General features: G+C 39.3%; 1 protein-coding gene. It reads left to right on the top strand.

From position 1 onward, the window contains the following. Positions 1 to 501 (top strand): Rha family transcriptional regulator (locus tag ACFIL8_RS12810; protein ID WP_375690167.1); only part of this gene is annotated, 501 nt, incomplete at both ends.

Raw genomic sequence — 501 nt, 5'->3', positions numbered from 1 at the left:
ACAACAGTTCAAACGATGTCTAGTCGTGAAATTGCAGAGTTATGCGGTAAGCAACATGCGCATATTATGCGTGATATTCGACAAATGTTAGGAGAATTATATCCTGAAGGGGGTCAATCCAAATTTGGATCCACCTATTTAGATAAACAGGGTAAGCCCCAAAACTGTTACAACCTCCCTAAGCGTGAATGCCTTATCTTAGTTTCCGGTTACAGCATGACATTACGTGCTAGGATTATAGACCGTTGGCAAGAATTGGAAAAGCAAGCAGCAATACCACAAATCGACTACTCAAGTCCTCAAGTTATGCTTGGTGTTTTAACGTATCTCAAAAATGAAAATGAACAAAAAGATAACATTATTGCAAATTTAAAACCAAAGGCAATGGCTCTTGAAAGCTTACAGCGCCATGATGGACTCTTCGGTCTTACAGAAGCCGCTAAAATACTCGAGATGCAACCAAAACAGTTCATTCTCTTCTTACAGAAAAAAGGTTGGGTT

The sequence above is a fragment of the Bartonella sp. AP57NXGY genome, assembly GCF_042195805.1.
GTDB lineage: Bacteria > Pseudomonadota > Alphaproteobacteria > Rhizobiales > Rhizobiaceae > Bartonella.
The sequence above is the reverse complement of the archived record's forward strand: the minus strand, read 5'-3'. Positions and strand labels throughout refer to the sequence as shown.